The organism is Pseudoalteromonas luteoviolacea, from assembly GCF_021654285.1.
GTDB lineage: Bacteria > Pseudomonadota > Gammaproteobacteria > Enterobacterales > Alteromonadaceae > Pseudoalteromonas > Pseudoalteromonas luteoviolacea_J.
Genome location: NZ_JAKFZS010000001.1, coordinates 198,598 through 223,910, shown reverse-complemented (window position 1 = coordinate 223,910; position 25,313 = coordinate 198,598). Strand labels below are relative to the sequence as shown.

Annotated in this window: 26 protein-coding genes; 17 read left to right on the top strand and 9 right to left on the bottom strand. The window is 42.8% G+C overall.

The genetic code is table 11. The features are described 5' to 3' along the window. Positions 1 to 110 precede the first annotated feature (110 nt). The 3 genes from L1077_RS00770 (at position 111) to mrcB (ending at position 4,127) form a co-directional block, all read left to right on the top strand. Positions 111 to 449, top strand: a complete 339-nt coding sequence (locus tag L1077_RS00770) for a P-II family nitrogen regulator (protein ID WP_023399545.1) — start codon at positions 111 to 113, stop codon at positions 447 to 449. Between the two features lie 11 nt (positions 450 to 460). Further along, positions 461 to 1,690: an ammonium transporter gene (locus tag L1077_RS00765; RefSeq protein WP_237135178.1), complete on the top strand. Its 1,230-nt coding sequence runs from the start codon at positions 461 to 463 to the stop codon at positions 1,688 to 1,690. A 109-nt stretch (positions 1,691 to 1,799) separates the two neighbouring features. Next, a complete protein-coding gene (gene mrcB, locus L1077_RS00760; RefSeq protein ID WP_237135177.1) occupies positions 1,800 to 4,127 on the top strand; it encodes a penicillin-binding protein 1B in 2,328 nt (775 codons plus the stop codon). A gap of 3 nt (positions 4,128 to 4,130) precedes the next feature. On the opposite strand, the gene L1077_RS00755 is transcribed toward mrcB, so the two are convergent. The 6 genes from L1077_RS00755 to L1077_RS00730 form a co-directional block, all read right to left on the bottom strand. After that, positions 4,131 to 5,972, bottom strand: a complete 1,842-nt coding sequence (locus L1077_RS00755) for a methyl-accepting chemotaxis protein (RefSeq protein WP_237135176.1) — start codon at positions 5,970 to 5,972, stop codon at positions 4,131 to 4,133. 234 nt (positions 5,973 to 6,206) lie between these two features. Then, positions 6,207 to 8,753: an Ig-like domain-containing protein gene (locus L1077_RS00750; RefSeq protein WP_237135175.1), complete on the bottom strand. Its 2,547-nt coding sequence runs from the start codon at positions 8,751 to 8,753 to the stop codon at positions 6,207 to 6,209. A gap of 106 nt (positions 8,754 to 8,859) precedes the next feature. After that, the gene (locus L1077_RS00745) at positions 8,860 to 9,699 is read right to left on the bottom strand and encodes a mechanosensitive ion channel family protein (protein ID WP_237135174.1); all 840 of its coding nucleotides are present in this window, start codon (positions 9,697 to 9,699) and stop codon (positions 8,860 to 8,862) included. 31 nt (positions 9,700 to 9,730) lie between these two features. Further along, positions 9,731 to 10,420, bottom strand: a complete 690-nt coding sequence (locus L1077_RS00740; protein ID WP_237135173.1) for an LrgB family protein — start codon at positions 10,418 to 10,420, stop codon at positions 9,731 to 9,733. Beyond that, complete coding sequence (locus tag L1077_RS00735; protein ID WP_237135172.1) at positions 10,413 to 10,766, bottom strand: CidA/LrgA family protein; 354 nt, start codon at positions 10,764 to 10,766, stop codon at positions 10,413 to 10,415. The genes L1077_RS00740 and L1077_RS00735 overlap by 8 nt, the downstream gene beginning before the upstream one ends. A 35-nt stretch (positions 10,767 to 10,801) precedes the next feature. Then, positions 10,802 to 11,599 (bottom strand): crotonase/enoyl-CoA hydratase family protein, encoded by a 798-nt coding sequence (locus L1077_RS00730; protein ID WP_237135171.1) that lies wholly within the window; start codon positions 11,597 to 11,599, stop codon positions 10,802 to 10,804. Between the two features lie 248 nt (positions 11,600 to 11,847). On the opposite strand from L1077_RS00730, the gene L1077_RS00725 reads away from it, so the two are divergent. From L1077_RS00725 to L1077_RS00715, 3 genes are read left to right on the top strand one after another with little or no spacing between them, the layout of a single operon-like run. Beyond that, positions 11,848 to 12,168 carry a DUF440 family protein gene (locus L1077_RS00725; RefSeq protein WP_237135170.1) on the top strand — a complete coding sequence of 107 codons (321 nt, stop codon included), beginning with the start codon at positions 11,848 to 11,850 and terminating at the stop codon, positions 12,166 to 12,168. A 42-nt stretch (positions 12,169 to 12,210) separates the two neighbouring features. After that, positions 12,211 to 13,008 carry a DUF481 domain-containing protein gene (locus L1077_RS00720; RefSeq protein ID WP_237135264.1) on the top strand — a complete coding sequence of 266 codons (798 nt, stop codon included), beginning with the start codon at positions 12,211 to 12,213 and terminating at the stop codon, positions 13,006 to 13,008. Positions 13,009 to 13,014: 6 nt separating this feature from the next. Then, positions 13,015 to 13,464 (top strand): hypothetical protein, encoded by a 450-nt coding sequence (locus L1077_RS00715; RefSeq protein WP_237135169.1) that lies wholly within the window; start codon positions 13,015 to 13,017, stop codon positions 13,462 to 13,464. Between the two features lie 10 nt (positions 13,465 to 13,474). Here the strand turns inward: L1077_RS00715 and L1077_RS00710 are convergent, their stop codons facing one another. Continuing rightward, positions 13,475 to 13,960 carry an FKBP-type peptidyl-prolyl cis-trans isomerase gene (locus L1077_RS00710; RefSeq protein ID WP_237135168.1) on the bottom strand — a complete coding sequence of 162 codons (486 nt, stop codon included), beginning with the start codon at positions 13,958 to 13,960 and terminating at the stop codon, positions 13,475 to 13,477. A gap of 10 nt (positions 13,961 to 13,970) precedes the next feature. Next, a complete protein-coding gene (gene ygfZ / locus L1077_RS00705) occupies positions 13,971 to 14,879 on the bottom strand; it encodes a CAF17-like 4Fe-4S cluster assembly/insertion protein YgfZ (protein WP_237135167.1) in 909 nt (302 codons plus the stop codon). A gap of 230 nt (positions 14,880 to 15,109) precedes the next feature. On the opposite strand from ygfZ, the gene L1077_RS00700 reads away from it, so the two are divergent. Further along, positions 15,110 to 15,361, top strand: a complete 252-nt coding sequence (locus tag L1077_RS00700) for an FAD assembly factor SdhE (RefSeq protein WP_063360688.1) — start codon at positions 15,110 to 15,112, stop codon at positions 15,359 to 15,361. Beyond that, positions 15,342 to 15,752 carry a hypothetical protein gene (locus L1077_RS00695; RefSeq protein ID WP_237135166.1) on the top strand — a complete coding sequence of 137 codons (411 nt, stop codon included), beginning with the start codon at positions 15,342 to 15,344 and terminating at the stop codon, positions 15,750 to 15,752. The genes L1077_RS00700 and L1077_RS00695 overlap by 20 nt, the downstream gene beginning before the upstream one ends. Position 15,753: 1 nt before the next feature. Here L1077_RS00695 and nadB read toward each other — a convergent pair whose 3' ends face one another. Further along, positions 15,754 to 17,349 carry an L-aspartate oxidase gene (gene nadB / locus L1077_RS00690; protein WP_237135165.1) on the bottom strand — a complete coding sequence of 532 codons (1,596 nt, stop codon included), beginning with the start codon at positions 17,347 to 17,349 and terminating at the stop codon, positions 15,754 to 15,756. Between the two features lie 247 nt (positions 17,350 to 17,596). Between nadB and rpoE the strand changes: the two genes are divergently transcribed. The 9 genes from rpoE (at position 17,597) to recO (ending at position 25,309) form a co-directional block, all read left to right on the top strand. Beyond that, positions 17,597 to 18,178 carry an RNA polymerase sigma factor RpoE gene (gene rpoE / locus L1077_RS00685; protein ID WP_237135164.1) on the top strand — a complete coding sequence of 194 codons (582 nt, stop codon included), beginning with the start codon at positions 17,597 to 17,599 and terminating at the stop codon, positions 18,176 to 18,178. After that, the gene (locus L1077_RS00680; protein WP_237135163.1) at positions 18,179 to 18,784 is read left to right on the top strand and encodes a sigma-E factor negative regulatory protein; all 606 of its coding nucleotides are present in this window, start codon (positions 18,179 to 18,181) and stop codon (positions 18,782 to 18,784) included. Positions 18,785 to 18,790: 6 nt separating this feature from the next. After that, a complete protein-coding gene (locus tag L1077_RS00675) occupies positions 18,791 to 19,741 on the top strand; it encodes a MucB/RseB C-terminal domain-containing protein (RefSeq protein ID WP_237135263.1) in 951 nt (316 codons plus the stop codon). Beyond that, positions 19,738 to 20,187 carry a SoxR reducing system RseC family protein gene (locus L1077_RS00670; protein WP_237135162.1) on the top strand — a complete coding sequence of 150 codons (450 nt, stop codon included), beginning with the start codon at positions 19,738 to 19,740 and terminating at the stop codon, positions 20,185 to 20,187. The genes L1077_RS00675 and L1077_RS00670 overlap by 4 nt, the downstream gene beginning before the upstream one ends. A 67-nt stretch (positions 20,188 to 20,254) precedes the next feature. After that, a complete protein-coding gene (gene lepA, locus L1077_RS00665; protein WP_237135161.1) occupies positions 20,255 to 22,042 on the top strand; it encodes a translation elongation factor 4 in 1,788 nt (595 codons plus the stop codon). Between the two features lie 15 nt (positions 22,043 to 22,057). Beyond that, on the top strand, positions 22,058 to 22,993 hold the full coding sequence (gene lepB, locus L1077_RS00660) for a signal peptidase I (protein WP_063360681.1): 936 nt from the start codon (positions 22,058 to 22,060) through the stop codon (positions 22,991 to 22,993). A 2-nt stretch (positions 22,994 to 22,995) separates the two neighbouring features. Continuing rightward, the gene (rnc, locus tag L1077_RS00655; RefSeq protein WP_063360680.1) at positions 22,996 to 23,673 is read left to right on the top strand and encodes a ribonuclease III; all 678 of its coding nucleotides are present in this window, start codon (positions 22,996 to 22,998) and stop codon (positions 23,671 to 23,673) included. Further along, positions 23,663 to 24,562: a GTPase Era gene (era, locus tag L1077_RS00650; RefSeq protein ID WP_063360679.1), complete on the top strand. Its 900-nt coding sequence runs from the start codon at positions 23,663 to 23,665 to the stop codon at positions 24,560 to 24,562. Before rnc ends, era begins: the two co-directional genes overlap by 11 nt. Beyond that, positions 24,563 to 25,309, top strand: a complete 747-nt coding sequence (gene recO, locus L1077_RS00645) for a DNA repair protein RecO (protein WP_237135160.1) — start codon at positions 24,563 to 24,565, stop codon at positions 25,307 to 25,309. It abuts the gene before it with no gap. Positions 25,310 to 25,313: the final 4 nt, after the last annotated feature.

The following is a 25,313-nucleotide window of genomic DNA, read 5'->3' as shown; positions in this document are numbered from 1 at the left end:
TTTCTATATTTTTCATACCTCATTGATAAATAAGCACTAATCTTTTTGGCATAAAGGTTGGATTGTGTATTCCATCATCAACAGGAATCACACTCCTTTGGAGGCCAACAATGAAAATGATAAGTGCGATAATTAAGCCTTTTAAATTGGATGAAGTCCGAGAAGCACTCGCTGAACTCGGTATAGAAGGCATGACGGTCGTTGACGTGAAAGGATTTGGTCGTCAGCGTGGTCACACAGAATTGTATAGAGGAGCTGAATATCAAGTCGATTTTATACCAAAAATTAAGCTTGAGATTGCAACGCACAGTGAAAACTGCCAGCGGGTAGTGGATACATTAACACAAGCTGCAAATACCGGAAAAATTGGTGATGGCAAAATTTTTGTTTATGACCTAGAGCAAATCGTGCGGATCCGCACCGGTGAATTAGACGAAGAAGCAATCTGAGGTGCAATCTGATGGAAAATACAATTATAGAATTACAATTTTCACTCAATACTTTCTACTTCCTCATATCTGGCGTGTTAGTGATGTGGATGGCGGCAGGGTTTGCCATGCTAGAGGCAGGGTTAGTGAGATCTAAAAATACGACTGAGATCTTAACTAAAAATATTGCACTGTACGCAATCGCCTGCACTATGTATTTGCTGATTGGTTACAACATTATGTATGTCGGCAACTCTGAAGGCGGATTTGTGCCAAGTTTTGGAGCGCTGATTGGTGATGCGTCAGCTGATGCCGACCATGCGCTTGAGTCTGACTTTTTCTTTCAAGTAGTTTTTGTTGCAACAGCCATGTCAATTGTTTCTGGCGCAGTGGCTGAGCGTATGAAATTGTGGGCATTCTTATTGTTTACTGTGGTGCTGACTGGGCTTATTTATCCCATCCAGGGCTATTGGAGTTGGGGAGCTGGATTCTTATCTGAGTTGGGTTTTGTTGATTTTGCAGGCTCTGCGATCGTTCATGGTGCGGGTGCCGCTGCCGCATTAGCCGGGGTCTTGCTGCTGGGTGCAAGAAAGGGCAAGTATGGTAAACATGGGGAGATTTATCCTATTCCCGGTTCTAACTTACCTTTAGCGACACTGGGTACTTTTATTTTGTGGATGGGTTGGTTTGGCTTTAATGGCGGCTCGCAGTTGTTCTTAGCTGATAAAGAAAATGCCATTGCAGTGAGTCAAATCATGTTAAATACCAATGCCGCTGCCGCCGCAGGTGCGATATCAGCTTTGCTCGTATGTAAAATTATGTGGAAAAAAGCGGATTTGACGATGATTTTAAACGGTGCATTGGCTGGGCTTGTCACTATTACGGCGGAGCCGGCTTCACCGACGCCACTACTTGCGTGTATTATCGGGTCGTTAGGTGGAAGCTTGGTGGTATTTAGCATTGTGGCGCTTGATAAACTTAAAATTGATGACCCTGTAGGTGCCATCTCTGTGCATGGCGTATGTGGTTGTCTGGGTGTGATGATGGTGCCGTTTTCAAATGGCGATGCAAACTTCGTCTCACAGTTGATTGGCCTTGTTTCAATTCTTGGGTTTGTTTTTATCACATCTTATTTGGTATGGGCGCTTTTAAAAACGACCATGGGGATACGTGTGACAGAAGAGGAAGAACTCAGTGGTATGGATCAGCATGACTGTGGCGTAGATGCCTACCCAGAATTTGTCACAATACGAAACCATTAATACTTAAGCAGTTAAAAAAGCAGGCGTTAGCCTGCTTTTTTGGTTTCAGTGACTGTTAATCTAAGTTACTCTAGCATCATTGTAATTATGGTAAATATTGCTCCGGTAAATGTCAGAGAAAAAACGCACGCCTGCAAATAAATCAAAACCAAAACGCACCACGAAAAAAAAATCACCTAACTCAAAAAAGGTCTCGTTCAAGCAACGTGTAGGTATTTTAAAGTCTCGAATACTACAAACGCTTTGGTCGCTAATTTGGAAAGGCGGCCTTGCTGTTTGCTGCGCGGTTGCCATGTATGTTGTGTACCTAGATGCAAAAGTAAGTAAGCAGTTTGAAGGCAACAAATGGCAGCTACCAGTTCAGGTTTATGCGCGTGCTATGACCTTTTATCCAGATCAGTACTTGTCTGAGAAAGAGGTGATTTGGGAACTGGAGAGGCTTAATTACTCGAGAGTGAATAGAATTAATAGGACAGGTCAATATTTAGTACAAGGACGCACAATAACAGTTTTCCGTCGTGCATTTGAGTTTTACGAGGGTGCCGAGTCATCCAGAGTATTTACACTTAATTTTGCAGGTAAAAAGCTCGCTAATATTGTCGATAAAGGCGGTCGCCGCATCGTTGGCGAACGATTGGAACCGGTACAAATTGCGCGAATTGGTAATGAGACAAATCAAGATCGTGAGTTTGTTCCTCTTGAAAAGTTTCCGAATGTATTAAAGCAAGCACTGTTAGTTGTTGAAGATCGCAACTTCTATGAACACTATGGTGTCTCTGTGTGGTCAATTATGCGTGCACTTTATAGTAATATTCGTGCAGGTAGAACGGTGCAAGGTGGCAGCACATTGACTCAGCAACTTGCTAAAAACTTTTACCTTACGCGAGAGCGCTCTTTGGTTCGAAAAATCAATGAGGCTTTTATTGCGCTCATTTTGGATTATCGTTACAGCAAAGATGAGATATTAGAGGCTTACCTTAATGAAGTGTATTTAGGTCAGGCATACAATCAAGGCGTGCATGGACTGGGATTGGCGTCAGAGTTCTATTTTGCAAAACCAGTAGATGAGCTAGAGTTCGATCAGGTTGCGTTATTGGTTGCTATGGTAAAAGGTCCGTCATTTTATAATCCGCGTAGATATCCAGAAAGAACAATGGAGCGCCGTGACTTGGTTCTGAGGTTAATGGCAGAAAACGGCATCATTACGACAACTGAATACCGGCAATCGTTAGAGCGAAAAATTGATATTCAGCCTTTGAAAGAAAGTTTATTGCAATCCTACCCTGGTTATTTGGAATTGGTGAATCGTGAGCTGAAGGACTTGGTGCCAAATGAGGATGTGATCCATGCTGGGGTGCGTATCTTTACTTACTTTGAGTTGCAAAAGCAAAGTGCGATGGAAGAGGCCATTACTTCAGGTCTTCCATACTTGGAGCGTCGTTTTGGTATTTCAGGCTTAGAAGTTGCGATGGTTTCTGTGAATACGGAGAAAGCAGGTGTATCTGCGTTGGTCTCTGGCAGGCAAATGCGTTTTTCGGGGTTTAATCGAGTACTAGATACTAAACGCAGTGTTGGCTCATTAGTCAAACCAGCCATATATTTGACTGCATTGCAGCAAGACTTCACTTTGGGGACATTGCTAGATGATTCGCCGTTACAGGTGACAGACTCGTCAGGTAAGACTTGGTCGCCAGAAAACTTCGACCATCAATTTAGAGGCCCTGTTCCGCTATATGAAGCGTTTAGTAAAAGCTTAAATATCCCAGCGGTCAATTTAGGGCTAGATGTGGGTGTACATCAAGTTGCGGACACAATGTCTGAGCTGGGTGTTAAGAGTGATATCCCCACGTATCCATCGATGTTACTAGGTGCTGTGGAGTTATCCAGTTTTGATGTCGCTCAGATGTACACTACGTTAGCTGCTAACGGCAAATACAGCGAATTAACCAGTATCTCTGCTATCACTAACGCCAGTGGTAAAACGCTTTATAAACATCAGCCAAAAAGAGAAAACAGGTTTGATCCTGCCTCAGTTTACATGACCAAGTATGGTTTAAAAAGGGTAACTAAAAGTGGCACAGGTAAACGTTTAAACAAACACTTCCCATCTGTCCAGTTGGCTGGTAAAACAGGAACAAGCAACAATATGAGAGACAGTTGGTTTACAGGGTTTGATCACAATACGGTAACCGTTGCTTGGGTTGGCCGTGACGACAACAAACCAACGAAGTTAACAGGCGGTACTGGGGCGCTTGAACTCTATATCCGCTATCTAAAACCCTTAAACCCGCAGGCCATTGCAGATGAACGACCTGCGGGAGTGAAATGGGCATTTGTAAATAAGAAAACAGGGGAGCAAGCTGCGCCACATTGTGGCCCGACTATTCAACTGCCGCTGCGCGCAGAGCTGTTTAACCCAAAACCAAGCTGTCAGTGACCGTTAAGTTTTAAACTGACTCATCGCAGATTTTAAGTTAGCCGCCATGCTACTTAACTGATGCGCATCATCTTGTGTGGCCTCGGCAGAACCTAATGTATGTTCCGCGAGGTCACTAATTTCACTGGATTCTGAAAGTGCTTGTTGCGTCGCTTGCGTTTGCTGTTGTACAAGCTCTCGGATCACATGCCCCTGTTGATCTATGTCACTCATACTTTGCTCCGCAGCACTGAGAATTTGATTGGTCTCATTGGCAGCAGTGACGCCTCGCTCCATCTTTTCAACGCTACTGAGCATTTTTTGTTGGGTGTCGTTGGATGCGTTTTGTAGTGACTTTATGATTGTATGGATCTCTTCTGTTTGCTGCTGAGTCCGCTTAGCAAGGGTACGCACTTCATCTGCTACAACGGCAAATCCCCGTCCTTGCTCACCAGCTCGCGCAGCTTCAATGGCTGCATTGAGCGCTAACAAGTTGGTCTGCTCTGCAATTTCGCTGATCCCTAAACTGACTTTACTGATATTTTGGCTGTCTTGCGCTAGTTTATCGAGTGCCTGTCTACTTTCTTCAAACTCGTTTTGTAACACAGTCATATGCTGTGCTAATTCAGTGGTATTTAAGCTACCTTGTTTAACTTGGTCTGCCGCGGCGCTGGCGAGTTCTGTAGCGTGTTGCGCTGAGGTTTCAACCGAGTCAGCGGCGTTAGCCATGTCTGATAATGCAGTGTGGATCCCAGAAATCTTAATTTGTTGTTGAGCGACATCATGGCGAGTATCCTGGCTAATGTGGCTGAGTTTGTCCGTGGCATGATGTAAATCGCTGGTGGTATTGTGCACATCTCCTAGCAATTCAGTGAATGCATCTAAAACTCGGTTATATTGCGCCACAATATCATTAAGCTCATCATTTCCTTGTGACATAGCGCGAGAGCGCAAATCACCTTGTGCGGCTTTTTGCGCAGAGTGTGAAAACTCTGAGATCGTATCAACAACCGCAAAATAAAAACCTAGCATCAGGTAAAGCGCAACCGCCAAGCTGAGAATAGAAGCGGCTGCGACTAAATTGCGAATTGTTTGTTCGCGTTCAAGCTTTTCTTGCAGCATCGTTTTAAGCGTGGGCAGGGCAGCTTCCACTAAGTTTTGCGTTTTTCGCTGAACATCACGGTGGGCCGTTGAAAAAGCACTGGCGGTTAACTCAATGTCATCAGGGTCGAGTAACTTGGTTTTAATCGCTCTTTGGTAGCTGTCGAGCGCTGAGTTGAGCGCACTAATTTGGGTCGATAGCTGCTGTTTTACAAATGGGCTTTCTATAGCTGCAACTTCAAGTTTATCGAGGAGCTGTGATTTGACAATGGGGAGCGCTTTATTGAGGTTAGACAGCGCAATAAAGGAGTCTGGCGTAAATCTGCCACGGTTGATAATGCCATTTGCTTGCTCGGCAATATCATTGATTTGATAGACCACTTTGGGTAATGACTCGACCAATGAGCGGTTTAAGTAAGAGCGACTTAAATCGTTATCAATGGCCAGCTTTGATGCGATGGACACCTGCTCTAATGGGGTATTAGAGGCTTGGGTGTTGACTGAAAACCCGCTTTGAGCGAGTAGCCTCTGGTTGTCTTTTTGTCTGTCATTAATGATGTTTTCTAGCAGCTTGGGATATAAGTTAAGTCCTTCTTGCTGCTGCTGACTCACTTTAATTGAATGAGTGAGCGTGGAGTTTAGAAAAAACAGACTTAATGCCAGTGGTAAAAGTAAGATACCAAATACAAGGCTAATTTTAGTTTTGTACTTAAGTTGTGCCATGAATGAAATGGCGGGGCTACATAGTGATCTGAGTCCTGTCATAATTTAAGTCTTTGTTATTGAATCACGTGATAGAGACCTTATTAAGACAAAGAATAGTTCAAAGGAACAGAAAATATTTTTATAGATGAAAAAAAAGCCAGTTTAAAGGCAAGGTGAGTGGTTAATAAGTCTTGTATGCTCAAGTAACTGTAGTGGGTTTTAAAACATAAAACGCCTGATAAATACTATCAGGCGTTTGGTGTCATTATAAAAGAGGCAAATGATTCAGTGTAATTAATTACCTTGATTCATTTGCGTTAATTTATCACCAATTGGTTTAGAGAAGTTATAACCATCATACTTGTCCCAATTGATAGACCAGGTCATTACACCACCGAACTTAGGATAATTAAATGCCGGTTTAATCGTGCCGCAACTTAAGCCTTTTGTTACACAATCTAACGCAGCAATGATATTTGCGGTTGGCGCTTGTCCTGAGTTTGCTGATTTTGGACCTGATGGTAAACCAATCGCAACTTGGTCGTCTCTCAGTGGTGCGAAACGCGTACCATCGGCTAAATCAAACCCTTCAATAAGCATTTTAGCGTGAGCAACCATCATATTCACAGAGCCTTCAGGTGCACTACCTGGCTCATACGGATTAGGTAGTCCACCGTTATTGTAAAGCTGGACATGGAGTAAATCTAACGTATCTCTGAGTGCGTCAATTAGAGGGATATAGGCACCCCAAATGCCGGTGTAAGCAATCATTCCGCCATGAACATAAGGGTGTTCAGGGGCCATGGTGAGGACCATATTCCCGCCCATGTTTTGCTCAATTTGCTTGAGTGCTCTAGGTAAGCGCGCTTGTATCTGTGAACCATGTACTAAATTCGAGCCACTCTCCAAGTCAATATCTAGTCCGTCAAATCCCCACTCTTGAATGATGTTGGTGAGGCTTGAAACGAACTTTGCTTCGTCAGCATCAGTGTTGAGCGTGATTGTACCCTCTGCGCCACCTAAGCTTAAAACAAACACCTTGCCTTGAGCTTGCAGTGCCTTCATATCAGCTTTGAATTGCACAGGATCAATTGGTGGACAGTTTGAACGTATGTCTTTTTCAAATGGCTTGAAGTGTACCGTACCATCTGAATTACGGTCATTTTCTGCAAAAGCGATATCAATGATGTCCCATGCAGGCGACATTTGTGCCAATGGGATGGGGCAACCAGCTGGATTGACAAAGTTATGCCAATAACCAATGAGCTTATGTGTTTTACCTATTGGCTTGTCAATGATAGAGATGCTTGTCCCTGAGCTAGTAGCTTGATTGCCAGCACTATCTTTGGCAACGGCTGTCAGAGTTTGATTACCGAGGACTGAGGCTGTATAGGTCCAAGTGTAAGGAGAGGTCGTGTCGCTACCGAGCAGCGTACCATTGGCGTAAAAATCTACACTGCTAATGGTGCCGGTGAGGGCTTGCGCTTGGGCACTCATATTTATTGTATCGCCAATCACATATTGGGTGCCCGCAGTGGGTGAGGTTAAGTCAATAACAACAGGTTTGTCTGTAACGTTTACTTGTATCTGCTGGGTAGCGATATTACCTTCATTATCGGTGGCATTAGCAGATAACGTGGCGGCCCCCAGTGTCGAAGGCTGCCAATTGACCGTGGCTGTACCGCTTGTAAAGCTACCTAATAAGGTTTGACCGGCGTAGACATCTAATTGTGCTACGGAGCCATCTGCATCACTTGCTGTCACTGATACTTCTGTGGCTTGCCCTTGCAATAAAGTGCTATTTGGCTGTGGGGAAATGAAGCGTATTTCAGGTGCGATGGCGCAAATGCCTAAATCACTCCACGCATCAGACCAATGTTGTCCGACACCAGGCTCGTATGCCCATTGAGCATTTGAGCTACACCAGCCACTGACGTCACAACGATATTTTCTATTGTTATGAGAGACAAGTTCACCATTTTGATAGGCTTGCCCTGCTTGATAGGACTTGAGACCTGCACACCCGCCTTGCGAGGCAGAAGCGATCTTAACGTTAACCTTGGTATCACTGGTTGCATTGCTGTTGTCGGTGGCTGAGATGTTAATTTGCACTTGACCTGATGTGTCACTAACCCAGTCATAAGCGATATTGCCATTGGCAAATGTAGCAACCTCAGTACTATTGACTGAAATTGATGCGCTAGCAATCGAGCCATCGGTATCGGTTGCCGTGGCTGTGATACGCACAACATCACCCAGCGTAAACTGATCATTATTATTAGGTGAGCTCAGTTCAATGACTGGCGGCGTATTATTGCTCGTATCTTTGACTTCTATATTGACAGAGCTTGCTTGGCTAATCGCACCTTGATCATCGGTTGCAACAGCAGATACCACATGCGGACCTAACTGTGCTACCCAGTTAATTTGATAGGGGGCTTGATTGTCAAAGCCCACTGAAACGTCATCGATAAAAAATTCGACTTGGCCAACCGCGCCATCAGCATCGGATGCATTTGCCGACAAGACAACGCTGTCATTTTGTGCAAAAACACTTCCTTGAGCAGGGGTTAATAGCGTTACTTCTGGGTTTTGGTTGCCACCGCAAGCCCCTAAATTTTTCCAAACTCGATAGTCCCCTGAATTTTGTTGAGGATCTTCATTTTGGCTATACCATCTTGCTTCAAAAGCGCTATTTAAGTGTTTGATCTGATCTCCAGCACGATAGACTTCAGACGCTTGCCAAGTGGCTAAACCAGTACAATTTGCAGCTAGGGTTTGCATGCTAGATAGCAGCAGAACGCTACTACCGAGCAAATAGCTCATATTGCTTTTTCTCATTGTTTTTCTCCTTACATGTTGTATGTTTTGTGAACAAAACGTATCCAGCATAGAGCTATGTTAAGGGTTAATCAATGGCTTTTTTATTTTGGCGATGTCTTCAAGCTCAGTCGAACTTTGCTGCGCTTGATTTAATAGTGACAACACGCTGAGGAAATGGGATTTCGATTTGTGCATCCTTGATATCTCGGTAAATTGCTAAATTAACGTGGAGCTTGTTTTCAATCAGAGAAATTGTTGGTGTCCAATAGCGATAGCTGATGGTAACAGCGCTGTCAGCAAAGCCTTCAATGCCTACTTGTGGCGCGGGATCTGTTGCCACTCCCTCGTAATTGCTGAGGATATTCTCGATCACCGAAATGGCGGCGTCGGCTGAGGCGCTATAAGCGATACCAATTTGACCTTCGACATGTGAATAGTTGAATGAATTGTGCAGCACTTCACCAATAATATGTTTATTTGGTACGGTGATTTCGACTTTCTGTTCATTGATTAAAATAGTATGACCAAGCTCAATCGATTTGACTTGCCCGCTGACGCCCTTAATTGAGATTGTATCTCCCACAACAAAGGGGCGTGTTGCTATGAGCGCAAGTCCAGCGCCATAATTTGATAACATGCCTTGTACTGCTAATCCTGCACCAAGTGAAGCTGCACCTATTGCAGCAACAAATGGCGTGACGCTGATGCCAATTTTACCTAAGGCAATGATGATGAACATGGTCACCACAATGACCTTGACGACGTTAGCGACAAAGTTTGTTAAGGTGATGTCGATATCATGTCGCGCCATCAACGTATGTGTTGCACCGGCCAACTTTTTGGCAAGCCATAAACCAAAAATTAATATCATAATAGCCGCAAGTAATTGCATACTGTAGGTGAGCAAGTAAGTGCGGATCATATCGTAGTACTTTTCAAACTGGGCGATTTCTTGCTCTATCAAGCGTTGCTCCTTGATCTATAGTGTGAGTTAACTAAATGTTTAAGTGATTGAGTATAGTAAATAATACAGGAACCCAAAACGCACTGATAAGCGCGCTTAAAATCATGGCTGCTGATGCAAACGCCCCAGCTAAAGGGTGATGTTCCATAGCGGCGGCTGTCCCAATGGCGTGGCAGCTTACACCCAATGCAATACCTTTAGCCTGTGGCTGAGAGATTTTGAGCAGTGTTAAGATATACATGCCAAATACACCACCAAATACACCGATCAAAATGACCATGGCTGCAGCGACACTTGGCATCCCACCTAAAGATTCCGTAATAAGGAGTGTGATAGGAGTGGTTACTGACAGTGCCATCATGGTGCTCATCAATACGTCGTTTGCATTAAAAAGAGCACACAGCGTATACGCGATGATCGTTGAACACGAAATCCCCGCGAAGGTACACACGAGTAACAGCATGAAAACGGGTTTAATATAGGCATATTGCTGATAGAGCGGAAAGGCAAGCGCGACGACCGCGGGTTCTAATAACCAGTCAATTGGCATACTCGCTTGAAAGTAATTGTCGTAGCTGACCCCAGAAATGAGCAGTAACACACTAATCAATGCAATACAGATCAATACCGGGTTTAATAGTGGGCTGGGCCAAGTAAGATGTATTTTTCTCGCCACCATGAAAAGTAAAATTGTAAATGAACAAACAAGTATACTAATCACGGTATCTTCCTTTTGAGGCGAGCTTACCAACAAGGATCAATACTAAACAGGGTAATAGCGTGAGCAGTAGGCCTATTAAAAGTAAGTTGTCCGTTATTGTGTTTAAATCACTGATAAATCCAACACCCACGGGAATAAAAAATAGTGGCAAGTATTTAATTAAAAATTGGCTGGTATTAGCGAGCCTCTGTGGCTTGATAATACGCCAATGCAGCAAAATAAAGAGCATTACTAACCCCACTAGAGGCGCTGGAATATTCAGAGCCGTGAGTGCGACGAGCAGTTTGGCACTGTATAGGCAAACTACGATACAGAGCAAAGAGAAAAAAGCGTTAAATAGTTGCACGGCGTTTTATTGACAAGTTAATGAGAATGCTGAGGTTACTTCCATCTCATGCGCTTCTGATAAGGTAGAGTATCACTCTCTTCTACACCATTTCTCATGGCGATACGAGTGTTTTTTGAACATAATAATTTAATTTGGTACCAGGTTTCTAGCCATAATAATTTACGTGAGGGTTGCTGATAGGCTCGGTTGTAAAGCAGTTTGATTGCTGCGAGCGCGTCGGGAGAGTGTTGGCGTAGAGAATCGACTTGTTGCTCAACATACTTTTTCGGTTCATCTGTGATAGTTGTGATCAGACCTAGTTCTTGTGCACGTTGTGCATTTATACGTTCAGCGTTCATAGCAAGGAGCAAAGCATGATCTTGACGTATGTAGGATGGGAGAATGACACTTGTGCCCATATCTGGGCAAAGCCCCCACCTTGATTCCATAATGGCAACTTGGGTATTTGATGTAGCTATTCTAAAGTCAGCGCCGAGTGCGATATGTAGTCCTCCTCCTAAACAATTTCCTTGTAAAGTTGCATATACTGGAATAGGCAATGTTCGCCAGCCAAGCACAACACGCTGTACTAAGTTTTGGTTGCCTGGGAGTATTTTGGCTAAAAGCTTTATGATTTGACTAGGGTGCTTAGTCACACTTTTGACATCGAGCCCAGCACAAAAGTGCTCACCTTCACCCTGAAGAACAACCGCTCTAATGCTATGGTTTGAGCGAATTATTTTTATGATTTTATCGAGTTGCTTAAACATATCAAAAGACAGCGCGTTTTGTTTTTGTGGACGCTGTAATGTGACCCAAGCAATGTCATTAGCTATTTTAAATTGCACCATATAAGCTCCGATATTTATTATTTTTCTTTTAAGTTAAGGCTAGAGTAAAAGAACTAACATTGCCAGCAAAAGCGCTTTTTTTGGGCACAAGTAAGAAGAGCAATATGGTATGAATGTCTTTAAGTTGAGATTGTGCTCGTACACGCTGTTATTTGGCGTTAAATTTATTCATTACACCCTATCTGTGTAGAAAAAAAATAGATGACTTTGGTATTATAAATTGGCTTATTTTAGTTAGGGGTGAGGATATGAGTGCAAGACTGAGTAGTATAGAAGAAGTAACACACCAGGCATACGATATTTTTCTTGAATTAGCGCCGGATAACTTATCTCAAGAAGACATTGATGTATTCAACGAGCATAGAGAAGAGTTTGGCTTTATCGAAGAGGCTGATGTTGACGATAGTTGGCAAACGGTTGTTGCATTTGAGCAAGAGGCAGAGAAAGCACACTTTGTTCAAGTCACAATAGGAATAGAATTTGAGGATGGCGATGAAGTGTTCGCTAAAGTGCTGATAAGCAGAGATCTAGATGCGCCATTTTGTCATGTTATCTGGAAGCAATCATAAAGAGTTCGTAGTTTAGTGAAAAAAGTGAAGTTACTTTTATTGATGTTTGCTCTTTACAGTTTGCAGGCATTTGCAGTTGATCCGTTCGAAGACTTCCATGAATATGGTGAGCTATCCGAAGAAGAGATCCATGAACTACACCAAGGTGAGTTTTTGTATGGAGATGTAGAATTTGGGTTTATTGCTAACAGTGGTAATACAAAAAATTCTTCATTCAAGTTAAATGGTAACCTTTATCAAGATTTTAAACATTGGCGAAATCAATTTAAAGTTGACGGGCATTACGCTGATGAAACAGATACTGAGACGGGCATTGAAGACGAAACTGCGTCACGTTATTTTGTATCAGCAAAAACAAGTTATAAATTTGGCGCAGATAATGAGTCATTTTTTGTTTACGGTGATTATGAAGCTGATAAATTTAATGGTAGGGAATATACCAGTACTTTCGTCGTAGGTTATGGTAATCGCTTGTTTGAAGGCCGCAAAAATACGGTCGACTTTCACTTAGGGCCAGGGGTTCTTGTGTATAGAGTTGATGATGAAACAGAGTTAATGCCTCACGAAAAAAGGACTGAAAAAGGGTATCTTTTACGTGCTTCTTTGCAGTGGGAGAGAAACATTTCGAAGCGAACTCGTTTTAATCAAGATTTTAGTTACGAACGATCAGTTTCTGGTTTAGGCCATAGAAGTTTTTCTGAAACGTCCTTAATTAGCCAAGTGATTGAAGGGTTGTCACTTAAGGTTTCTTATACATATCGGTATAATTCAGACCCTGAAGAAGATAAAAGTAAAGTGGACACCGAGTTTGGGGTGACCTTTGTATACGGTTTTGATTGAGGCAATATGTATCAAAAAACACAGCTCGCATGGGCAATTTGGGGTATTTTAGCTTGGCTAGGTATTTTTGTTGTAATTGGGTTAGTTTTGCTCGGCGCAAATGTTGGCGTTATCGCATTTGGCGTGATCCTATTGCTCGTGGCTGTCGCATTTTATGGCTTAACTATTAAAGTTGATGCTCAAAATCAACAATTGAGCTGGTGGTTTGGGCCAAAAGTCGCGAAAAAAACAATTTCATTTGATGATATTGATGAAGTGCGTGCGGTGACTAACTCTTTTAGACATGGAATTGGAATACGTATTTCCCATGATGGCTGGGTTTATAGTGTGTCAGGCTTTAAAGCGATAGAGGTGAGTATGACGGATGGCACCAAATACCGATTGGGGACGTCAGATCAAGCTGGTTTACTGGCTGCAATGAAAGATAAAGTAAAACAAGAAGAAAGCGCCGAATAGGCGCTTTTTTTTAATGGTCGTGTCCACAACCGCCAGTACCGTGCACATGACCATGTGCTAGCTCATCGGCTGTAGCTTCACGTACATCTAGTATTTCTACGTCAAAATGCAGTGTAAGGCCTGAAAGTGGGTGGTTACCATCGACGATGACTTCATCGTCTTCAACACCTATGACGATAACCGCCTGCTCACCTTCATCTGTTGTTGCACGAAATTGCATGCCAACTTCAACATCAATTCCTTCAAACATACTTTTAGGAACTGCTTGAGTTAAATTGTCGTTGCGCTCACCGTAACCTTCTTCAGGTTTCACAGTCACACTAATTTTGTCACCAGCTTGCTTATCGATGAGTGCATTTTCTAAGCCCTCAATCAAAAAGCCTGTGCCAATGATAAATTCAAGAGGCTCTTCGTCAAACGTATTGTCAATGGTGTTTTGGTCATCATCCAAAACAGCATAATGCATTTTTACCACTGCATTTTGAGCAATTTTCATAGTATTTCCGTTAATTATCTTCTATAGAGTAAGGCAATGCCTTGATGTTTAGCGATACTGAGTCGTTGTCTTTAGGTCTCAATACTGCTGAATCTTCTAAATCGTTTGGTAAGACTGCGAGTGCATAATATGTTTTAGTTTTTGAGTCATATGCTTGATGAATGACTTTACCTGCTCTACGCCAGTTATTTTCCTCTAATTGCATTTCAAGATCTGTGGCGTCAAGTTGCGCGTCAGATTGACCTTGAACAATGAACATAGCACGTTTATTTTTGCCCAGATAACGCATTCGCGCTACTGTCTCTTGACCAGTATAGCAGCCCTTCTTAAAGCTGATACCATTTAAAGCTTGCAGGTTGACCATCTGTGGAACGAACTCATCGATACCACGCTCGCCTAATTGTGGCTCTCCTGCCAAAATATCACGAATTTGAAAGGTACTTGCATCTTGCTCTATGTTGAACAACTCCGGTACAGATTCAATTTTATCAAAAATTAAAATAAGGCTACTATCATCTAGCTTTAGCGCTTTGCCTGACGCAAATTGACATGCGTTGTTATCTGCTTCGAACTGTAAGTTAAGGGCCTGAGATACTTCATCATACGCATCTGCTAGTACACCGAAGCACAGATGTTCAGTTAACTTGATATCCACTTTGGCAAATACACCATACTTACCTAGCTCACGGCAGGCTACCTCGGCTTCAGGTTCTGAGCCTAGTAAGCAAAAAGCATCGTCAAGACGAAAGACGCGCAGTGCTGCCCATAACTTACCCTTCGGGCTGCAGTGACCTGTCCATAAAAAATTATTTTCTTGGACTAGGTTAATATCTTGGGTAACCTGTCCATGTAGGTAACTAAGTTTGTCTTGTCCGGATACTGAGAGTAAGCGAAGAGGGAGTTTGTATACAGTGGCCATCAAGCTGATCCTGAGTAAATAGTTTAGATAATGTTACCTGATAAATGGGTTCTGAGATAGGCAAAAGCAAGATCAAATGACAATAATTCTTAATAATGATTATGGGTTGTACAGTGCAGTTGATTTTGCGCTGACGCAATAGAAGTACGAACTCATTTTCCTGATTGGTGAGTATCGGTTATACTGCCTCTCGAGATGTTTATGTGCAAAATAAGAGGTAGTTGAGCAATATGGAGCAATTGTATCCGAAACCCCGCATTAAGTGGGCTTGTCGCCGTGGCATGTTAGAGTTAGATGTATTGCTTGAGCCGTTTGTTGACGAAGCTTATGATCAGTTAAGTGATGCGGACAAACTTGTCTTTCAACGCTTATTAGAGGTCGAAGACCCAGATTTGTTTGCATGGTTTATGGGCCATGAAAAGTGTCCTCACCCTGACTTAGAAAATATGGTGAAATTTATCCTTGATAGAGTCCGCGTTTAGTATCTCTTTTCAAAACAATATTCTGGACCACAAGATCATTGTGGTCTGCTTCATTTCATTGGCTTTCACTCTTTCTCTTATCTTTCCCTCAATATGGTGGTCTATCAGTGCGCTTTGCTACGCTGGGTATCTATTTGCATTAAAGCACACCGCTAAAATCATGCCTGTCTCGGGTGATTTGGTGTTAATTGAACAGGATGCTTGGGTACAGCTTTCAGACAAAGAGGTCATTTTTGAAGGGGTAATAAGGCACACGCAAAAATATGCGTCGATAATTACTTTTGAGCTCTATAGTGATTGCGGGGAAAAGTGCAGGCTGATGTTTATTGACAATGCAATGGACCCTGACAGTTGGTGTCACTTAAGTCGCATTGCATTGCAAGCGCGATAAACTAGGGCTTTAAGATTGTTGGCTCTGGTTTATCATGCTGTTCAGGGAAGTCCAAAGTATAATGAAGACCGCGACTTTCTGTTCGAGCAAGTGCGCTACGAATAATTAGCTCTGCAACTTGCACGAGATTACGCAGCTCCAGCAGGTTATTGCTGACACGGAAATTAGCGTAATACTCGTCAATTTCTTGCTGTAGTAGCTCTACGCGCCTTAGTGCACGCTCCAGCCTTTTTGTTGAGCGCACGATACCGACATAGTCCCACATAAACAGTCTGAGTTCATGCCAGTTATGGGTAATAACGACTTCTTCGTCAGAATCACTTACTTGGCTCTCATCCCAAGGGGACAAAGGTTTAACCTCAGGCTGCGAGTCTATATTTGCAAGAATGTCTTGTGCTGCGGCGTGAGCAAATACAATACACTCAAGTAAAGAGTTACTGGCCATGCGGTTTGCACCATGTAAACCGGTGTAAGCAACCTCACCAATTGCATATAAATTTCCAATATCTGTTTTGCCATTGAAGTCTGTCATGACGCCTCCGCAGGTGTAATGTGCTGCGGGTACGACAGGGATCGGTTCTTTGGTAATATCCAAGCCGACGCTCAGACATTTGGCGTAAATGGTTGGGAAATGCTCGATTATGAAATCTTTGTTTTTATGAGAAATATCTAAGTAAACGCAATTCGCACCTAGGCGTTTCATTTCATAATCAATTGCACGAGCGACGACATCTCTGGGAGCCAGCTCTTCTCGCTCATCGAAATCAGGCATAAAACGTGTGCCATCAGGGCGTTTTAAATGTGCGCCTTCACCACGCATGGCCTCGGTGATGAGAAAGTTTTGCAATTCAGGGTGGTATAAACTGGTAGGGTGAAATTGATTAAATTCCATATTGGCCACTTTACAGCCAGCACGCCAAGCCATGGCGATACCGTCACCACTTGAAACATCTGGGTTTGAAGTATAAAGGTAGACCTTACTCGCACCGCCAGTTGCCAAGGCAACATATTTGGCTGCGATAGACTCAACACAGTTATGCTTTCGATTATAGACGTATAGACCGTTTACATGTTTATCATCATTTGTCTTATCGGTGATGAGGTCAATGGCGTTGTATTGCTCTAATACAGTTATATTGTTGTGTTCAAGTACACGTTCGACTAACGTGGTTTGTACTGCTTTGCCTGTGGCATCGGCTGCATGCAAAATACGTCTGTGACTATGCCCTCCCTCTCGAGTCAGGTGGTAGCGCTCTTTTCCCTTACTATCAAACTCCATATCAAATGGCACGCCTTGCTCTATTAGCCATTTCAGACATTTTTTGGCATTTGATGCAGTGTAATGAACAGCTTCTCTGTCACATAAGCCACCGCCTGCTTTGAGTGTATCTTCTACATGAGACTCAATGCTGTCGTTCTTTTTATCGAATACCGCTGCGATACCGCCTTGGGCATATAATGTTGAGCCTTCCTTTAAGTCCCCTTTACTAATGACAGTAACTTGGCAATGATTTGCCAAAGAAAGGGCAAGGCTGAGTCCAGCGGCGCCGCTACCGACAATAATCACATCTGTCTGATGCTGCATTTTTTTCTTCATGTTAGTGGTTCTTAGCTTTTAAAGTTATGTTACAACTACAAAGATAGCGTCTATCATATATCAATACAGGGCACTGGTGCGAAATATAAATTGTAGCTGTGTCACGTCTGAGACGAAGTAATACGAAGTATTTTAAAAAAAATATTAAAAAAACAGAACTTTTTATTCATGGTAGAGTCAGACTAGCTGTAAAATGATGGCAACACTGCGCGAATATAAGTAATAACAAAGAGGAGTACCGGCTCGAATGAACGAGCAGGATTTGGATTTAGAATTAGTTAGAAAAGTTCAGCAAGGAGATAAAAACGCCTTTAACCTTCTGGTTGCCAAGTATCAAAATAAGGTGGCGGCGTTGATATCTCGGTATGTATCTAACTCAGGTGATGTAGCCGACGTGGCTCAAGAGGCGTTTATCAAAGCGTATAGGGCTCTGCCTAATTTTCGCGGTGATAGTGCGTTTTATACTTGGTTATACAGAATTGCAGTGAACTGCTCTAAAAATTATTTAGTATCGCAGGGGAGAAAAGCTCCTGCCAGTGATATAGATGCCGAGGAAGCTGAAACTTATGATGGCGCTGATCAACTAAGATCGAATGCTTCTCCAGAAAGTTTGCTTTTAAGTGATGAAATCAAAGCGGTTATCTTTAACACAATAGAAGAGTTGCCCGATGACTTAAAAACAGCGATTACTCTCAGAGAAATTGAAGGAATGAGTTATGAAGAGATTGCTGTGGTAATGGAGTGTCCTGTTGGTACTGTCAGGTCTCGGATTTTTAGGGCACGTGAAGCCATTGATAAAAATATTAACCCACTCATAGGTAAAGATTAAATGACGCAGTCAAAGTTTGATGTAAACAATGAGCAATTGACGTCTGAAATATTAGATGCAGAACGTGAACTTAATATAGGGAACCAAGCTCAATTAGACGCAGAAAAGTTTGCTCGTTACGCACTGATCGGTGATGTAATGAGACAAAAAGAACAAGCTGCGCCTTGCATAGATATTACAGCAAGTGTTGCTGCTGCCATTGCTGACGAACCTGTTTACAATATGACTGAAGAAAATACGGTTTCACAGCAGCAAGAAAAAGAGAGTAATGTCATACAGATGTCGTTTTGGCGTCGCCCGTTGTCCCAAGTTGCTATCGCGGCGAGTGTTGCTTTATGTACCGTAGTTGGGGTGAATAATTTTATGCCACAAAATAGCGTTGATGCGCAGGTGCCTGTGTTACAATCTATTCCACTAACGGGCACTGTTGCACCAGTAAGCTTGTCATCTGAGCCTGCAATGCAGTCTGCTGAACGAGGCGTGAGAGAGCTTCAAAAGCAGCGCATAGGCGCTTTGGTATTAGAGCATCAACGTCAATCAAGAATGGCGCATGCGTTGTCAAAAAATACCAATCAAGCTGAAAAGGATAAACAAGAGGAAAATTAAACCTTGATTAAATGGCTCTCGGTTGTACTGAGTATGTTTGTGACTACTCAGGTATACGCCAATGAAAATATAAGCCCAAGGCAATTGCTTAAAGATATGTCGTTGGCTGTACAAGAGCGAAACTTTGATGCATCGTTTGTTGTTGTCAAAGGCAAAGCTATGGAACCATATAGATGGTTACATGGTCAGGTAGAACAAACCGACTTAGAAATTTTGACTTTGCTAAATGGCGCAGGGCTTGAGGTTGTCAGAGTTGATGATGTGGTAACTTATTTTGAACCACAAACTGAACCTTATTCTCTAAGTACAGATGTGATTGATGGGCCTATCCCTGAAGCATTGTTACGTGACATCGGTGCACTTGACTCTAGTTATGAGTTTGTGCTCGGTGGCAAAGAGCGTATTGCGGGCCGGCCTGCTCAACTTGTAAGGTTAGTCGCAAAAGATGAGAGTAAATATAATTACTGGTTATGGGTTGATTTACAATCGGCCTTGCTACTCAAAGCAGCTTATGTAAATCAACGCGCAGAAGTACTTGAACAGTTGCAATTGACACATATTTCAGTGACTGAAAAACCTGCTGGTCAGTTACTAGAATTGAAAAATAAATCCTTACCTGTCCCTGTCTCAGTGATAGCTGATGACGCGCAGGCTAAACTTCAGAATAACTGGCAAATTGGCTGGTTACCGAGTGGCTTTAAGCTACTAAAGTCAGACAGGCATAAATTAAACTTGAACAATGAGCTGGCGGACTACTTTTTGTATTCTGATGGGTTAGTGGAAGTGTCTGTGTTTGTACAGCGACCACTAACCGGTCAACGTGCAAGTGGGGCACTGACTTCAGGTGCAACAACGGTATATGTTCACAACGCAGGTGCATTTGATGTCTCTGTTGTTGGTAAAGTGCCTGTAGAAACTGCCAAGTCTATCGCAGAATCAGTAAAGCGTTCCCTATGATTGAGCAAACACTTACCGTGTCTGAGCTTAAAGGGAATACAGCTTGGCTCGTATCGGAACAAAAACCCGCATGCGAGGGCTGCAATGGTAAGTGCGGCTCTCAAGTCTTTAGTAAGCTTTTTGGTACCCACAAAAAAGCATTTCCAATTTCCATTTCGCAAAAATTAAGTGTTGGCCAGAAAGTAAAACTTGCACTTGATGATAGTAAAGTTGTCCAGCATGCGCTTTGGGTTTATCTGTTGCCATTGATCATGGCATTTTTTGGTATGTTTAGTGCGCTACTTATATTTTCACTTTCAGAACTCGGTCAGATTGGGTTTGCAGCTAGTTTTGCAATTTTTGGGTTTTGGATAGCGAAGATTAAGGGACAAACCCTAAAACATGAGGTAAAAGTGATAAAAATTTATCCAATTAGCCTTCCAATCACGCAAATAGATGGTGATTAAGTCAAATAAATTGTAAAATCGACGATTAATCTCTATTTGTGAATAACAGAAGTTTAGAATCCAGTATATGAAGCATATCCGTAACTTTTCAATTATAGCCCATATAGATCATGGAAAATCGACACTTTCGGACCGCTTAATCCAGGTATGCGGTGGCTTGTCAGACCGCGAAATGCAGCAGCAAGTACTGGATTCAATGGAACTCGAGCGTGAGCGCGGTATTACGATTAAAGCGCAAAGTGTTACCTTGAACTATACAGCACAAGATGGCGAAACCTACCAGTTAAACTTTATCGACACACCAGGACACGTTGACTTCACCTACGAGGTGTCACGTTCTTTGGCTGCCTGTGAAGGTGCGTTATTAGTTGTCGATGCAGGTCAAGGTGTAGAGGCACAGACGCTTGCCAACTGTTACACAGCAATTGAAATGGACTTAGAAGTCGTTCCAATTCTGAATAAGATTGACTTACCACAGGCCGATCCTCTGCGCGTTGCAGAAGAAATCGAAGAGATCGTAGGTATTGATGCGCTAGAAGCTGTGCAGTGTAGTGCAAAGACCGGTATTGGTATCGATGCTGTTCTAGAAGAGATTGTAAAGGAAATCCCACCACCTGAGGGTGATGTGAATAAGCCATTACAAGCATTGATCATCGACTCATGGTTTGACCCTTACCAAGGGGTTGTATCACTTGTACGTATTAAGCATGGCCAACTGCGTAAAGGTGAAAAAATCAAAATTATGTCTACGGATCAAGTTCATATCGTAGATAAAATTGGTATTTTCACGCCAAAGCAAACTGAGACAGGTGCACTAACGAGTGGTGAAGTTGGCTTTATCATCGCTGGTATTAAAGACATCCATGGTGCACCGGTTGGTGATACGATAACCCTTGCAAAAACGCCAGCAGAAGAGACACTGCCGGGCTTCCAGAAAGTGAAGCCGCAGGTTTATGCAGGTATGTTCCCAATTTCTTCAGATGATTATGAAAACTTCCGTGATGCACTGAATAAATTGAGCTTGAATGACGCATCTTTGTTCTTCGAGCCTGAAAACTCTACGGCACTGGGTTTCGGTTTCCGCTGTGGCTTCTTAGGTATGCTACACATGGAAATCATCCAAGAGCGCCTAGAGCGTGAATATGACATGGACCTTATCACCACTGCGCCTACCGTGGTCTATGAAGTTGAAACCAAAGATGGTGTTATTCAAATCGATAACCCGTCTGATTTACCACCGGTTAATGACATATTAGAAATCAGAGAGCCGATTGTAGAAGCCAATATCTTGGTACCACAAGAGTACTTAGGTAATGTGATTACCTTGTGTATTGAGAAACGTGGTGTACAAACCAAGATGAGTTACCATGGTAATCAGGTTGCAGTAACTTACGAATTACCTATGGCTGAAGTAGTCATGGATTTCTTTGATAAATTGAAATCGACTAGCCGTGGTTTTGCATCATTAGATTACAATTTCAAGCGTTTCCAAGTATCTGACATGGTTCGCTGTGATATTTTGATTAATGGTGATAGAGTGGATGCGCTTGCGATCATTGTACACCGCGACAACGCACAAAGCCGAGGCCGTCAACTTGCTGATGCATTGAGAGAGCTTATTCCAAGGCAGATGTTTGATATTGCGATTCAGGCTGCAATTGGTAACCATGTTATCGCCCGTACTACTGTTAAGCAGTTACGTAAAAACGTAATCGCGAAGTGTTACGGTGGTGACGTGAGTCGTAAGAAGAAGCTATTACAAAAGCAAAAAGAAGGTAAGAAACGCATGAAGCAATTAGGTAATGTTGAAGTACCGCAAGATGCGTTCCTTGCAATATTAAAAGTAGGTAAGTAACAGGAATTATTATTTATGGCAGGTTATTTTTCGGTCTTTCTCGTGCTGTTAACTTTGGGATCGGGCCTGATCTGGTTGATAGATCATTTAGTGTATGCACCAAAACGTAAGGAACGTATTGCGCTTGCTCAAGGCGCATCGGAGCAGCCTCTTGATCAAGAGGTGATTGACCAGATAGCACCTGTGCCTGCCATAACTGATAGTGCAAAGTCTATCTTTCCAATGATTGCGGCAATTACAGTGTTTCGATCATTTATTTTTGAACCTTTTCAAATTCCGTCAGGTTCAATGATGCCAACATTGTTGGATGGAGACTTTATTTTGGTACAAAAATATGCGTACGGCATTAAAGACCCGGTTTGGCGTTCTCAACTCGTTGATGTTGGTGACCCTGAGCGTGGTGATATTGCTGTATTCAAATTCCCGTTGGACGAGCGTATTGACTTTATCAAGCGTATTGTCGGTTTGCCTGGCGATCGTATTGTTTATCGTAATCGTCAGCTTTTCATTCATCCAAAGTGTGAAGAGGGCGAGCAAAGCCGAAATGGACTAGCGTGTGGAGAGTTCAATAAGATTGACGTTGAAATTGTCAATCGCGATGAATTCAAGCAAGGCTCTATGCCACTAGTACGTTTGACAGAATCTTTACCTAATGTTGAACATGATATTTTAATTAACCCGAAAGCACTGGAACTGTCAGAGCGTTATTACCAGCAACCTGGTACTCGCCGAGATGAGTGGGTCGTTCCAGAAGACAGCTACTTTGCTGTCGGCGATAACCGTAACAATAGTCAGGACAGCCGCGTATGGGGCTTTGTTCCTAAAGAAAACTTAGTTGGAAAAGCTGTATTCATCTGGATGAGTTTTGATTTTGAAAACGGTCCAGATAGCTTATTGCCAGGCTGGGTTCCAACAGGGGTTCGTTTTGAACGCCTAGGTAACATTCAGTAACAATGAAAAAGAACGTCACAGAATTATATAAAAAGATTGGCTACGATTTTGCAGAGCAAGCATTGCTTGAACAGGCAATGACGCATCGTAGCCACAAAGGTCAGCATAACGAACGCCTAGAATTTCTAGGCGATTCTATTTTAAGCTTTGTTATTGCAGATGCTTTATACCATAAGTTTCCAAAGGCTCGCGAAGGCGACCTAAGCCGTATGCGCTCGACTTTAGTTCGTGGTCAAACACTTGCAGAGTTTGGCGTTGAGTTTGGTTTAGGGGATTATCTAAGGCTTGGCCCAGGTGAGCTTAAAAGTGGTGGCTATCGCAGAGAGTCGACTTTGGCTGATGCGGTAGAAGCGATTATTGGCGCGGTGTTTCTAGATTCAGACATCGAGACCTGTAAGACGCTTGTACTTAAGTGGTATCAAAGCCGTTTGGAGGCTATCTCTCCAGGCCATAACCAGAAAGACCCTAAAACACTCTTGCAAGAGTATTTGCAAGCGAGAAAGCTACCTTTACCTGCTTATCAGGTAATTGATACAAAAGGGCAAGCACACAATCAGACATTCACGGTTGAGTGTACTGTACAGGGTATGGATAGTATTATTTCTGTGGGTAGTTCACGCCGTAAAGCGGAACAGAAAGCTGCAGAACAAGCATTGAAGATTTTAAAAGATGAATCCTAACACCCATTGCGGCATGATTGCGATTGTTGGCCGCCCAAATGTAGGTAAATCCACTTTGCTCAACAAAATTGTTGAGCAAAAGGTCAGTATCACGTCTCGCAAACCGCAAACGACACGACATAGAATTATGGGTATTCATACTGAAGACAACTATCAAGCTGTCTACGTGGATACACCAGGTCTACACATTGATGAAAAGCGAGCCATTAACCGTTTAATGAACCGCGCAGCGAGTAGTTCGATTGGCGACGTTGAGCTAATCATCTTTGTGGTAGAAGGCACCCTTTGGAACCAAGATGATGAAATGGTTCTTAAAAAGGTAAAAGACAGCGGCCGCCCTGTTTTGGTCGTGATGAATAAAAGTGACCAAGTTAAAGAAAAAGAAGAGATATTGCATCATATGCAGTGGCTCAGCGAACAGCATGAATTTATCGGTATTGTGCCAGTTTCAGCGAAGATTGGTAAAAACATCGATATGGTTAAGGAAGAGGTTAGAAATCGCCTTCCTGAGTGTGAGTTCTATTTTCCAGATGACTATGTTACAGATCGTTCTATGCGCTTTTTGGCTGCGGAAATTGTCCGTGAAAAGTTAATGCGCTTTATGGGCGACGAGCTTCCGTACTCAGTAACCGTCGAAATTGAGCAGTTCAAATGGCAAGACAACGGTGTTTGGCAGATCAATGCGTTGATTTTGGTTGAGCGAGAATCTCAAAAGCGCATGGTGATTGGTAATAAAGGCGAGAAGCTTAAAGTTATCGGTCGCGAAGCGCGTCGTGATTTAGAAGACATGCTTGATAATAAAGTATTTTTAGAACTTTGGGTAAAAGTTAAATCTGGCTGGGCTGATGACGAACGTGCGCTTCGCAGCTTAGGCTACGGAGAAGACTGATTGGATAGTGACTTTCGGCAGGCATATTTGCTCCACCGGCGACCTTATAGAGATTCGCAAGTGATGCTAAATATGCTCGTTGAAGGCGTCGGCCAACTGTCTATGTTGGCGAGGATCAAAGGTAAACGTGCATTACGTCAAAATGCGTCTTTGCAGCCTTTTACTTGTTTGCTGGTACGCTACGCAGGCAAGTATGATTTAAAGTATTTAAATGATTTTGAGATCCAGTCTCCCCCTATGATGTTTAAAGGCACAGATTTATACTGTGCTTTTTATCTTAACGAATTATCCCATCGCATTATCCCTGTAAATGAACCCCTTGAACATGTATTTTGCTTGTATCAAGAGCATCTTAAGCAGCTCTATGATATCGGTAATACTATGGCAATTGTTTCGCATGAACAGCAGCTAAAAAAAGCTGAAAATAGTGAACAAATTGAGGGAATATTGCGTAGTTATGAGTTTCAGCTGTTACATGAACTCGGGGTTGGCATTGAATTCGATTTCGATGCGTTTGGTGCCCCTATTGAGGAAGCTAGCTATTATCAATTTGTCAGGGAAGTTGGCTTTTGCCCCAGTGATGATATTCAGCGCAGCTTTTCTGGACAAACCCTGCTTGCTATTGCCCATGGAGAATATAGCTCCTTAGTATCGCGGCGGCAGGCTAAGGCATTAAGCCGTTATTTATTAAAACCTTTGCTTGGTAATAAGCCACTTAAAAGCAGAGAACTTTTTCAACCAAGGTAGAGTA

What these genes read in the sequence shown, in the direction of transcription:
- L1077_RS00755 (WP_237135176.1), bottom strand. Translation starts at nt 5,972, where the DNA reads ATGACAGGACTCAGATCACTATGTAGCCCCGCCATTTCATTCATGGCA.
- L1077_RS00725 (WP_237135170.1), top strand. Translation starts at nt 11,848, where the DNA reads ATGAGTGCAAGACTGAGTAGTATAGAAGAAGTAACACACCAGGCATAC.
- mrcB (WP_237135177.1), top strand. Translation starts at nt 1,800, where the DNA reads ATGTCAGAGAAAAAACGCACGCCTGCAAATAAATCAAAACCAAAACGC.
- L1077_RS00680 (WP_237135163.1), top strand. Translation starts at nt 18,179, where the DNA reads ATGACGCAGTCAAAGTTTGATGTAAACAATGAGCAATTGACGTCTGAA.
- L1077_RS00710 (WP_237135168.1), bottom strand. Translation starts at nt 13,960, where the DNA reads ATGAAAATTGCTCAAAATGCAGTGGTAAAAATGCATTATGCTGTTTTG.
- L1077_RS00765 (WP_237135178.1), top strand. Translation starts at nt 461, where the DNA reads ATGGAAAATACAATTATAGAATTACAATTTTCACTCAATACTTTCTAC.
- L1077_RS00715 (WP_237135169.1), top strand. Translation starts at nt 13,015, where the DNA reads ATGTATCAAAAAACACAGCTCGCATGGGCAATTTGGGGTATTTTAGCT.
- rpoE (WP_237135164.1), top strand. Translation starts at nt 17,597, where the DNA reads ATGAACGAGCAGGATTTGGATTTAGAATTAGTTAGAAAAGTTCAGCAA.
- L1077_RS00700 (WP_063360688.1), top strand. Translation starts at nt 15,110, where the DNA reads ATGGAGCAATTGTATCCGAAACCCCGCATTAAGTGGGCTTGTCGCCGT.
- L1077_RS00670 (WP_237135162.1), top strand. Translation starts at nt 19,738, where the DNA reads ATGATTGAGCAAACACTTACCGTGTCTGAGCTTAAAGGGAATACAGCT.
- lepB (WP_063360681.1), top strand. Translation starts at nt 22,058, where the DNA reads ATGGCAGGTTATTTTTCGGTCTTTCTCGTGCTGTTAACTTTGGGATCG.
- L1077_RS00750 (WP_237135175.1), bottom strand. Translation starts at nt 8,753, where the DNA reads ATGAGAAAAAGCAATATGAGCTATTTGCTCGGTAGTAGCGTTCTGCTG.
- rnc (WP_063360680.1), top strand. Translation starts at nt 22,996, where the DNA reads ATGAAAAAGAACGTCACAGAATTATATAAAAAGATTGGCTACGATTTT.
- nadB (WP_237135165.1), bottom strand. Translation starts at nt 17,349, where the DNA reads ATGAAGAAAAAAATGCAGCATCAGACAGATGTGATTATTGTCGGTAGC.
- lepA (WP_237135161.1), top strand. Translation starts at nt 20,255, where the DNA reads ATGAAGCATATCCGTAACTTTTCAATTATAGCCCATATAGATCATGGA.
- L1077_RS00770 (WP_023399545.1), top strand. Translation starts at nt 111, where the DNA reads ATGAAAATGATAAGTGCGATAATTAAGCCTTTTAAATTGGATGAAGTC.
- ygfZ (WP_237135167.1), bottom strand. Translation starts at nt 14,879, where the DNA reads ATGGCCACTGTATACAAACTCCCTCTTCGCTTACTCTCAGTATCCGGA.
- era (WP_063360679.1), top strand. Translation starts at nt 23,663, where the DNA reads ATGAATCCTAACACCCATTGCGGCATGATTGCGATTGTTGGCCGCCCA.
- L1077_RS00730 (WP_237135171.1), bottom strand. Translation starts at nt 11,599, where the DNA reads ATGGTGCAATTTAAAATAGCTAATGACATTGCTTGGGTCACATTACAG.
- L1077_RS00720 (WP_237135264.1), top strand. Translation starts at nt 12,211, where the DNA reads ATGTTTGCTCTTTACAGTTTGCAGGCATTTGCAGTTGATCCGTTCGAA.